The organism is Pantanalinema rosaneae CENA516, assembly GCF_050753385.1.
Taxonomy (GTDB): domain Bacteria; phylum Cyanobacteriota; class Cyanobacteriia; order Leptolyngbyales; family Leptolyngbyaceae; genus Pantanalinema; species Pantanalinema rosaneae.
Genome location: NZ_JBLZFZ010000106.1, coordinates 1 through 10281, shown reverse-complemented (window position 1 = coordinate 10281; position 10281 = coordinate 1). Strand labels below are relative to the sequence as shown.

Genomic DNA, 10281 nt, shown 5'->3' with positions numbered 1-10281 from the left:
AGATGTGTATAAGAGACAGTGAGGGAGGTGAGGGAGGTGAGGGAGGTGGGGAGGTAGGGAGATGGGGAGGTAATGGTGTGTGTCACCGATTCTGCGATCGAGTCGGTAGAATGAGGAAAACTATTTGGAACCGCTAGGCAACATGATTCCTACAGTTATTGAACAGTCTGGTCGCGGCGAACGTGCCTTTGATATTTACTCTCGACTGCTGCGGGAGCGCATTGTGTTTCTAGGACAGCAGATCGATTCTGATGTTGCCAATCTGGTGGTTGCCCAACTACTGTTTCTCGATGCCGAAGATCCTGAACGGGACATTTATTTGTACATTAATTCTCCCGGTGGCTCGGTCACGGCAGGTATGGGGATCTATGACACGATGAAACACATTCGTCCGGATGTTTCGACGATCTGTGTGGGATTGGCTGCCAGCATGGGCGCATTTCTCCTAAGTGCGGGAACCAAAGGTAAGCGTATGAGTTTACCGCACTCCCGGATCATGATTCATCAACCCTTAGGTGGAGCTCAGGGACAGGCTACAGATATCGAAATTCAAGCGAAAGAAATTCTTTATCACAAGCAACGGTTGAATGAAATGCTGGCGGAACATACCGGACAGCCGATGGATCGAATTCAGGAGGATACTGAGCGGGACTTCTTCATGTCAGCGGAAGAAGCCAAAAACTATGGGTTGATTGATCAAGTTATCGATCGTCGTCCCTCCGCCACCCACCCAGTGGGCTAACTCGCAATGGCAATCTCCGACTGCTTTAAACAGGGTCGGAGATATCACCCTACACTTCTTCGTACAATGGTCTGGCTTTAAGATAGTTCAAGAAGTCCAGCAGTTCTTCATCCGTTAATTGTTGGCGCGATCGCTTGCCATAGGTGCGTTTTAAGTGATCTCGTCCCTGTTCCTTCGTCCAATGAATTCGCTCCATCTCCTGTTCAATTTGCAAGAATAATGGCGCTAAGTCGATCGGGGCATCGCTGGGTGCCGGAGTGTTCGGTGTATCTGTAGCCGCTTTACTCGCCTTAGACCGGGATGATTTGGTTGGGCGGCTACTCGGCACCACGGCCTCGACTGGAGGTAGGTCGATCGGGGGTAAGCGCTCTTCCAGGGGGAATTCATCATCGATCGCCACTGTATCCTCTAGCTCCAAGCCATCATAGGTGGATGGAAAAGTGGTACTCGTAGGAGGATATGGGTCCGCTTCTGGCGATGTGATTTCTAAATCTAAACTAGGATAGGTGGGCAAAAAGGAGTCAACCACAGGAGTAGGCTCCGATGCTGGCGACGAGAGTTCTGCATCCAGGCTAGGGGGTACAGAGAGCAGCGGCGTTTCTTCCAGCAGATTTAACTCCGATTCGGGCGATCGCTCCGGAGGTGCCATCACTGATGGTGGCGGCAGAACAGGCTCTAGAGTCGCAGATGCCGGATTGGACGGCGGAGTTGGACTGACCGCTGTAGCCGAATCAGCCGTAGAGAAGTGGGTGGGAAAGGCCGACCAGGACTGAGGCGAGGGAACCCCTGGGGCTGTCATATTCCGTCCAGACGTACCGACAGGAGCAACACTGTCCGATGGGGCAGAACTACTTGGGGTTGGCAAAAATCCTAATAGACTGAATAACCGCGATCGGGCGTGATCCTCTGCCAGTTCCACGGTGGCTCCAGTTGCCATACTGGTGGCTAGCGTGACTCCGCCCACCTGCACGATCGCCCGCACAATGAAGTGGTGCTCATGAATCTGCACTAGCTCGGTGATCAAACTACTCCCAGGATAACGAAGTTGAAATTGCACAAATAGACTTTGGAGATCAACTGGCTGGTACATAACATTGCACACTCAAAGCAGAAGACAGCCCGGTTCACAATTGGTCTAAAACCGGAGGAGGAACAAAGCTCGATCGTAAATCACGCCTTGCTACTCTGTGGTCTGTTACTATAGCCCATCTTCGATGCCATGAATCAGATCCCAGGCTGACCATTTTTATTTTCTAAAAGAAATCAAAGCAGTGGCAATACCTTGGAATAAATGGATGCCATGCCTGGAAAAATGTTTTCTAGAACACCATTTTTGGTGTAATTGTATAAAAAACGTGGCAACGATCGAACTTCACGCTAAAAATAGATAGGGCATAGCAATCACAGTGAGGATCACAGCCATGCAGGCATGAGCGCGAGTATTCTATGATATCTGGCAACTTTGGCAGGATCGATATACTTCAAATCATACCGTCGTCAGCATCGCTGCCTCGTAAGCTCATAGGGTAGAACGACAGTCAATAAATTGTTTTTGGAGTAGGCTTCTGGTAGGAACTTCATTGAATAACTCAGGGTCAACTCGGGTCAACTTTGAACGGCAAATCCGCCGAATTCAACGGGACGTTCTCCGTATGGGAGCGCTAGTCGAAAATTCTTTTTGGTTAGCACGACAAGCCTTGTTTGAGCGAGATCTGGAGGCTCCGAAGCGCATCGCCGTTCAGGATAAGCAAATTGATCAACTGTATCGACAGATTGAACAGGATTGCGTCACCTTAATCGCACTGCAATCCCCCGTTGCTCAGGATCTCCGCCTTCTAAGCGCCTTAATGCAACTGGTACGGGATCTAGAGCGGATTGGCGATTATGCTGAGGACTTAGGCGAAATTGCCGTCCGGCTGTTTCCCTATCCGCCCCCCTCCCAGATGGCACAAATGAAGCTAATGTGCGATCGCTGTCGTGCCATGTTAGCCATGAGTCTGGCAGCGTTATCTGATTTAGATGCCGTCTCTGGATTAGAGGTGAAAGAGCGCGACGATGCCGTGGATTTAGATTATGAAACCCTCTACAGTGCGCTAGCAGAACAAACCAATGTCCAGGGTGTAATTGAACCGATTATTCTGATGGTGTTGATTATCCGCCATTTGGAACGGATGGCAGACCACGCCACCAACATTGGCAAACGGGTCGCTTATGTAGTAACAGGACAGCGTTAATTGGGCGATATGCTATCAGGGCATAGCTCAAAACAATCAGGGATATTGGTGAATCCGGCACCCCTGATTAGTTGTTGCTATGCCCCCATGGTTGAATGGCACTGACTTAAGGACACGCTTAACTCTAATTGCCCCCTAAATCCCCCAACTTTGGGGGACTTTGAGGTTCGGCTCCCCCAGAATTGGGGGTTGGGGGGCGGTTCGGATTGTTATTTCAGTGACATTCCCCCATGGTTAATTTGCAGTTAATTTGCGCTGGCGCTCAGGTTAGGCACTAATCGTCGGCGTATACACCAGATCTCGCGCCTTCACCATCGTGTTGACCAGCCGATCGATCTCTTCCTTAGTATGGAGAGCATTCGCCGTAATCCGAATCCGTGGCTTGGCAATAAACCAGATCGGTGATACCCAAATGCCATACTCCAGCAGTTCTCTGGCATAAACTTTTGGGTTGATCTCCGGAGGCAGAATCACCGGCACCACATTCGTCTCCCCGATCGCCAAAAAGTCATGGGCCGCTAAGCGCGATCGCAGGTAACGGGTGTTTTCCTGCAAGCGTTTGATCCGGTCGGGTTCCCGTTGCACAATCCGAATACTTTCCAAAGCCGCCGCCGTGGTTGGGGGGGGTAGGGAAATTGTCCCGATCGAGGTAGGAGACACATTCAGCAATGGCTTCAGTTCTGCCACATGGGTACTAATTGCCGCGCCTGCCGATGCCGCAAATTTAGAAAAAGTGGTCATGATCAGCGGAATCACGCCCCGGTTGATCGCATCCTGCGGCAGCAGATCAAAGTATTCGTAAATGCCCCGTCCCGTTGCCCCGATCGCACCACTGGCATGGGCTTCATCCATCACCAGCACACTGCCCTCATAGTTACTCATGACATCGATCATGTCCGGCAGTGGGGCAATATCCCCATCCATCGAAAAAACCGCGTCGGAGATCACCATAATCCGATCATTGGGACGGACATAGCGTTGCAGCTTCCGCGCCAGATCTTCAACATCACAGTGGCGATAGGCGCGTACCCGTACCCGAGGACTGTGACCAAACAGTTTGCCAGAGCGAGTCCCCGCATTTGAAACCGCAGAGACAATGCAACCATGATTTAACACATCGGTCAAAATCAAGGTTTCGCGGGTGTGCTGAAAGTTAGGCACAGGAATGGCTAAATGACAGAAAGCATCCATCAACGCCTGCATCGCCATCCAGGCATTCAGAAATAACTGAGTATGCGGTAGATGTTTGAAGGCAGAAATTTCGTCCTCTAACTGTCGGTGCAAATCAATCCGCCCACTTAAAACCGAACAAGAACTATTGGAAGTGCCGTATTGCAGAATCGAATCGATCGCCGCCTGCTTCACCGCATCATCCTGAGTCAGCCCTAACACATCGTTCGTACAAAAGGTGAGAACGGTGTGACGCTTGCCCGTCGATGTATCTTCAATCTCAACAATATTGCCCTGCCGCTTATGGCAAATATACTCGTCGGGGTCAAGCCCGCTCTCATACCAACGCTGGACGTACTCTTTAACAACTTGCACAGTAAACTCCTCTCACCTTTTCTGAATAGCCAATTGCTGCTTGCTCAACAGTATATTTTCCTATCGAGTCATTTGCTATCCAGGTACAACCCTGCGACAAGCATACGTCCGATGGAGTAGTTGATGGTTTGTGCTCTGGCAGACAAACGAGCACGGGTATCATAGCGTTCATCCCGAAAACACCTATGAGGGGTCTGTATGGTTTGTGGCGATCGCCTCTAAAGAAGAGACGGGTTCATCCACTGATTTGTGCCTGTCACCGGTTTGTCCAGTCGGTTGAGAGAGCCTCAGCGACTGCTGAAACTGCTCATACTGCCGGACGAGTACACGTTGCAACGCCACAATCGCTGGGTTGATCTCAACATAGCGCCGCTGGGGATTCGCCCAATAGTTGCGTTGTTCGCTCTCGATCATTTCAATGTCTTGAGCCAGGAAGCGCAGAAATAGACCGTTCCGGATACTGTATTGCAGTACCGGACGAACGATCGCAACCAGCCATTGGGGCAAGCGGACTTTGAGAAACAGAAAAGCAAACGATCGGCTTTCCGATGGACTGACTGGAAGCCGCATCAAATACAGGGAAGAAATGCCTTCCAGGGAGGTGTAGTAGTTGGGATAGTGATAGTTGACTGAAATGATCTTCGTCGTGGTGCTACTTCCATCCTCACTTAATCCCAGGAAGCCAGTAATCGGACCTTTGTAAGACACCCGATAGTCGGCACAGACCGAATCATCGGATTCCTTCAGCTTCAGGAGCACCGGATTAAACCAGCCCTGCAAGTTGCGGTGCAGATAGCCGTGAAACACATCCATCGTATTTTCGTTACAGATGGAATAATGGGCATTGAAGCGTGCCCCGATCGACACCATCACCCAGTTAGGATTATCAAATTCAGGAATCTCTGGCGGTTGGCGTTCTGCGGCTAAATTCGGATTGCCCGGAAAAATCCAGATTAAGCCATACTTTTCTTGAACTGGAAATACCCGCAGTTCCGCACAGGGCAGTTTTTGTTCTTCCGGCAGGTAAGGGATTCTGACACATTGCCCTTGATGATTAAATTCCCAGCCGTGATAACTGCAAACCAGACGCTCACCCGAGACATCCCCCGTGTGCAGGTCAACTCCCTTATGAGGACAGACATTATCTAATGCATGCAGTTGACCGCTAATGCCCCGGTAAACTGCGATCGCCTGACTCCAGACGGTCACTGATATCACTTGCCCCGGCTCCAGGTCTTTTGCCCAAGCTACGGCATACCAATGATCTGGATTGATGCCAATTTCTCTGACCCCGATGCGGACATCTTGAGTTTTTAGGGTCGTAGCCAGTTCCATCCCATCGTTCTCCTCACTCAGATGCTATTCTATACAATCCTTAACTAGGGGTGCATCATAGCACCTAACTCCTCCACGCAGTAGCCCCGCCTGGATAGTTCCCAGGATGCGGAATAGGAAACAACAGTTCCCAGAACCGGATAGCAAGATGGCAGAATACGAAAGTAGCTGAGCTATTTGCACCAATTTCATCTTTACAATGGAAAAACGAATCCCTATTGGTCGGAACAACCTGGGGGTTGCGCCTAGTCCCTGAGGGAAAGTGTAGGACTGAAATTAGGTTCAGATAGATGTTTTTGTGAGGAACCAAAAGCAAAACCCATGATTGCCAAGTTGTCGATCGGAATTATTTGTTTTATCAGCGCCTTTGTGTTTGCCAGCCTGGTGGAATATTGGGTACATCGGCTCATGCATCAACCCTATCGATTAGGGCAACGACATCGGGATCACCATAAGCGCAACCAGGGTCAGGGGGTGGTCTGGGAGTTTCTGGACTATATCAAGGGTACGATCGTCGTGATGTGCCTGCCCTTCTTGATCTCCTTAGAAGTGGGAATTGGCTGGTTTTTAGGTGGACTGGTTTATGCGGCGTTTTCGTCCTATGCCCACCAGATCCAGCATGATCACCCTACTAAATGCTTCTGGATGAAGATGCCAGTGCATTATATCCATCACAAACATCAAATGTGGCATCACAACTTTGGCTTGGGGGTGGATTGGTGGGATCATGTCTTCGGCACTTACCAGGCAGTAGAATGGCCGACTCAAGAAGAGGTACAGCAGGCAGAAACGGGGGATTTACAATTACGCTGGTGGTAAATCTCTCCGGATTCAGGTTGTTTGAGCTGTCAAAATAGTGACCTGAACTGCCTCCCTAGCCCCCTTTCTACGATACCGTCAGGCAATATTCTGGGGGAACCAGATTTAAAGTCCCCCAGATATAGAGGGCTTAAAGCTCTATAGGCATAGCAGAAAAAAAGGCGAGTACGATCACTTGAATCTTTAATAATCAACCGTTCTCTAATTGCAAAGAAAATCGATCAGCATCTCTGAGAGAGTAAAGCTCCGTGGTATCGTGCCAACAACCATCTCTAGAGGCACTTTGGAGACTACCGTGAGCTACTTTCAAGAAGCTAAAGCCCACTTTGTTGCTAGCCACCAGCATCCTATTAACCAAATCTTGCATCACCTGACCAACATTCTGGCGATCGCAGCAGTGATTCTACTGTTTGTTGATTGGCGATTGACATTACTGTGTCTGGTGCTAACCCAGGTGTTTGCGATCGGCGGTCATATTGTATTTGAGAAGAATGAACCTGCCTTTGTCAAATACCGCAATGGCATCATGATTCTGGCATCGATGTCCTGGTCATTTGAGCGTTGGTTTGGCTTACGTCCGCTCCTCACCAATTACAACCCAAATACCAATCATCATTAAGAGTTTCACGGGCAGCTAAACGCGTTTCAATTTGCTGTTTAAGGAGAAATCATGTACGAAGGTTTGTTAGTGATCGATGCCGATGCTCATAAGCTAGAGAATCCCCTGGTATTGCGGGATTACATTGAGCCGGAATACCGCGATCGCATTGGTTTAGTGGTGGATAGCCTGGGCGATCAACGAGCCAGAATTATTGATGCCAATCCAGCCACCGGCAAAGCCGATTTCACCCGCATGTTTCCGCAACCCCAGGGCTTAGGCAAAGGGGGCTTCCGCAATTTGCATCCCGAAACCACGTTAGGCGCAATGTTTAACCGCGTCCGCATCCAACACATGGATGAAGAAGGGGTCGATGTTCAGGTAATCTTCGGCACTCTTAACCTGATGTTCTCTAGCATTCTGGATAAAGATTTAGCCGTCGCGCTATGTCAGGCATACAACAATTACATCGCCGATGACTGCCGAGGATATGACAATCGCCTTAAACCGATCGGGGTAATCCCTCTACAGGATGTCACGGCCGCGATCGCGGAAATGAAACGCTGCGTCAACGAGTTAGGCATGATTTCGGTCGGGGTTGCCCCCCATTTACCTGTGCCCCATCCCAGCGCTCCCCATGCCTTCCCGGAGATTCGCACCTCTAAAGCCATCAGTCACTCCGATTTTCGTCCCTTGCTACAAGCTGCCGTGGATCTGGATATTGCCTTAGGCATTCATGGTGGCCCCGGTTCCGGTTTGGTCGGGGGCATTTCTGACCACATGGAAACCTTTGTCCTGACCCATATTTTTGTCCAGCGCAACCAGCAACAAATGGCATTGGCTCGGATGATTTTTGATGGGGCGTTCGAGCAGTTCCCGACCTTACGAGTGGGCTTTTTGGAAGGGGGCTGTGGTTGGGTACCCGACCTGGCCCATGCCTTCCATGAACATTGGGAGAAACGCATTCGCGACTTTGATCCGAAGCATCCCTATCGCCCGTCGCTGATGGACTTTACCAAGTTGATGATTCAGGAGCGCGGTACCCACAACAACACCAACATCATTAGTCAGGCGAAGAATTTGTTTGACCTGATGTGGACTAAAGAGCATGACCCCACCAAAATTGATGATGCCAGTCTGTACGAACATTACGATCTGCGGCATCGCGATCCATTGGAATACTTTGAACGGGGACAGATTTTTGTCTCATTTGAGTCAGATGATCCAGGGCCCGCCTACATGCATACCGCGATGGGCGAAGTCGGTAAGCGGTTGGCTTGCTTCTCAGGCGATTACGGACACTGGGATGGTGTCCTGAGAGATTGTGTCAAGGATGCAGCGACCGTCACAACTTACGATCGCGATCATTTGGGACTCCTGCTCGGTGGCAATGCCCTCGCTCTGTATGGCGATCGCCTGCGGCAAAGCCTCCCCGCAGCACTGACGCATCCCGATCCAGCCCTCAGCAGTACGGCTAGCTAACCGATGGGCAAACTGGGAAGCAACCCGGAGGCTCGCACTCGCACTGCCTCAACTCGCCTGTATCAGCGGGTCGTGAAATTCGGTGGATCAGTAGAGTTTGTGCTTCAGGGTTTACTGCATCCCCCCTGGCGAGATCTCTATCACCTCTTGCTGAAGATGTCCTGGGGGGGCTTTATTAGCCTAATTGTGGTTGCCTACCTGATGGGCAATACTCTATTTGCCCTGGCTTACTTAGCGGGAGGCGATTGCATTGCCAATGCCCAACCGGGTTCCTTCCCAGATGCCTTCTTTTTTAGTGTGCAAACGATGGCAACGATCGGCTATGGGGCAATGTATCCCAAAACCAGTTATGCCAATATTCTGGTGGCGATCGAAGCCTTAGTTGGGTTGTTAGGCGTGGCACTGGCAACCGGGCTAATGTTTGCCAGATTTTCCCGACCAACGGCGCGGGTATTGTTCAGTCAAGTGGCGATCGTCACGCCGTTGAATCGCATCCCAACATTAATGTTTCGGGCAGCAAACCAACGAGGTAATCAAATTCTCGAAGCGAGGTTGTGGGTAACACTGATCCGGGAAGAAACGCTCCCCGAGGGTTACACAATGCGGCGGATCTATGACCTGAACCTCACGCGTAACCATACCCCCTTTTTCGCCCTCAGTTGGTCAGCCATGCACCCGATCGATCCGGCTAGCCCGTTATATGGCGAAACTCCGGCATCCCTGGCAGAGAGTCATGCCGAAATTCTAGTGACATTAGTTGGAACGGATGAAACGGTGTCCCAGTCCATCCATGCCCGCCATTCTTACCCCGTCCACAGTATTTTGTGGAATTACCGCTTTGTGGACATTTTTCATCGAGCGCCCGACGGTCGGCAATCCATTAATTACGCCCTGTTTCATGATGTCGTACCGCTAGACGAAGAACTTTAAAACATCCATTCCACGGCAATTCCCAGACGGCTATCTTTGCGGTAACGGGAGTTTTGCTTCTGGAAGTCAGTCGAAAGTCGCAGGTTCTGGGTCAGGGCATAACCCACTGAAAGCGTTGTCATTCCCACTTCATCCTCACTACCGGGAGACACCCAGCTTTGGGTCAAACTAATATCTGCGGCACCTGTACGAGATGGGACGAATAAGAGGTGTGCTCCTACATTTACACCATCGGTTGAATACCGTGACGTTTCCAGGGAGCGATAGCCCACCACCGGAGCAATATTGATGTATCCCCCCAACGGCAGCACATAGTAGCGCAGATCGGCACCCCAACTTTCTCGCTTGCCATTGAAACTCGCTTGATAATCGGCACTGACGGTTAATCCAGTGCGATCGATAAACACATCCTCAATTCCCACCTGCCAACCACTGGCATCATCGGTAGACGGAAATTGGCTATAGCCCAACCGTAAACGAGTCCGAAAGCTGCGATCGTGCTTAATGTCCTCCCTCACATTCGGCACTTGCCGCAGCCAGCGTTGCAGAACGGGACTGGAGTCGATCAGTTCAGGGTCTGTCTCTTATACACATCT

The 10281-nt window shown here is 50.5% G+C and carries 10 protein-coding genes; 6 read left to right on the top strand and 4 right to left on the bottom strand.

What is annotated here, in order from left to right; translation table 11 throughout:
* Positions 1-142: 142 nt before the first annotated feature.
* The gene (gene clpP, locus ACN4EK_RS31245) at positions 143-742 is read left to right on the top strand and encodes an ATP-dependent Clp endopeptidase proteolytic subunit ClpP (protein ID WP_431662349.1); all 600 of its coding nucleotides are present in this window, start codon (positions 143-145) and stop codon (positions 740-742) included.
* 49 nt (positions 743-791) lie between these two features.
* Here the strand turns inward: clpP and ACN4EK_RS31240 are convergent, their stop codons facing one another.
* Entirely contained in the window at positions 792-1832 is a 1041-nt protein-coding gene (locus ACN4EK_RS31240) for a hypothetical protein (RefSeq protein ID WP_431662348.1), read from the bottom strand.
* 490 nt (positions 1833-2322) lie between these two features.
* On the opposite strand from ACN4EK_RS31240, the gene phoU reads away from it, so the two are divergent.
* The gene (gene phoU, locus ACN4EK_RS31235; RefSeq protein ID WP_431662347.1) at positions 2323-2976 is read left to right on the top strand and encodes a phosphate signaling complex protein PhoU; all 654 of its coding nucleotides are present in this window, start codon (positions 2323-2325) and stop codon (positions 2974-2976) included.
* Between the two features lie 267 nt (positions 2977-3243).
* On the opposite strand, the gene ACN4EK_RS31230 is transcribed toward phoU, so the two are convergent.
* Both ACN4EK_RS31230 and ACN4EK_RS31225 read right to left on the bottom strand, forming a co-directional pair.
* Positions 3244-4521 carry an aminotransferase class I/II-fold pyridoxal phosphate-dependent enzyme gene (locus tag ACN4EK_RS31230; protein WP_431662346.1) on the bottom strand — a complete coding sequence of 426 codons (1278 nt, stop codon included), beginning with the start codon at positions 4519-4521 and terminating at the stop codon, positions 3244-3246.
* A 183-nt stretch (positions 4522-4704) separates the two neighbouring features.
* Positions 4705-5856: an aromatic ring-hydroxylating dioxygenase subunit alpha gene (locus ACN4EK_RS31225; protein ID WP_431662345.1), complete on the bottom strand. Its 1152-nt coding sequence runs from the start codon at positions 5854-5856 to the stop codon at positions 4705-4707.
* Between the two features lie 321 nt (positions 5857-6177).
* Between ACN4EK_RS31225 and ACN4EK_RS31220 the strand changes: the two genes are divergently transcribed.
* The 4 genes from ACN4EK_RS31220 to ACN4EK_RS31205 all read left to right on the top strand — a co-directional run bounded on the left by ACN4EK_RS31220 (position 6178) and on the right by ACN4EK_RS31205 (position 9685).
* Positions 6178-6675 carry a sterol desaturase family protein gene (locus ACN4EK_RS31220; RefSeq protein WP_431662344.1) on the top strand — a complete coding sequence of 166 codons (498 nt, stop codon included), beginning with the start codon at positions 6178-6180 and terminating at the stop codon, positions 6673-6675.
* Positions 6676-6970: 295 nt separating this feature from the next.
* Positions 6971-7294: an Mpo1-like protein gene (locus ACN4EK_RS31215; RefSeq protein WP_431662343.1), complete on the top strand. Its 324-nt coding sequence runs from the start codon at positions 6971-6973 to the stop codon at positions 7292-7294.
* 51 nt (positions 7295-7345) lie between these two features.
* Positions 7346-8755 (top strand): amidohydrolase family protein, encoded by a 1410-nt coding sequence (locus tag ACN4EK_RS31210; protein WP_431662342.1) that lies wholly within the window; start codon positions 7346-7348, stop codon positions 8753-8755.
* Between the two features lie 3 nt (positions 8756-8758).
* A complete protein-coding gene (locus ACN4EK_RS31205; protein ID WP_431662341.1) occupies positions 8759-9685 on the top strand; it encodes an ion channel in 927 nt (308 codons plus the stop codon).
* On the opposite strand, the gene ACN4EK_RS31200 is transcribed toward ACN4EK_RS31205, so the two are convergent.
* Entirely contained in the window at positions 9682-10212 is a 531-nt protein-coding gene (locus ACN4EK_RS31200; RefSeq protein WP_431662340.1) for a hypothetical protein, read from the bottom strand. The two genes, ACN4EK_RS31205 and ACN4EK_RS31200, sit on opposite strands and share 4 nt — an antisense overlap.
* Positions 10213-10281 lie beyond the last annotated feature (69 nt).

Excerpts from the sequence above, each read along its gene's own strand:
- clpP (WP_431662349.1), top strand. The coding sequence starts at position 143 with ATGATTCCTACAGTTATTGAACAGTCTGGTCGCGGCGAACGTGCCTTT.
- ACN4EK_RS31240 (WP_431662348.1), bottom strand. The coding sequence starts at position 1,832 with ATGTACCAGCCAGTTGATCTCCAAAGTCTATTTGTGCAATTTCAACTT.
- ACN4EK_RS31225 (WP_431662345.1), bottom strand. The coding sequence starts at position 5,856 with ATGGAACTGGCTACGACCCTAAAAACTCAAGATGTCCGCATCGGGGTC.
- ACN4EK_RS31220 (WP_431662344.1), top strand. The coding sequence starts at position 6,178 with ATGATTGCCAAGTTGTCGATCGGAATTATTTGTTTTATCAGCGCCTTT.
- ACN4EK_RS31210 (WP_431662342.1), top strand. The coding sequence starts at position 7,346 with ATGTACGAAGGTTTGTTAGTGATCGATGCCGATGCTCATAAGCTAGAG.
- ACN4EK_RS31205 (WP_431662341.1), top strand. The coding sequence starts at position 8,759 with ATGGGCAAACTGGGAAGCAACCCGGAGGCTCGCACTCGCACTGCCTCA.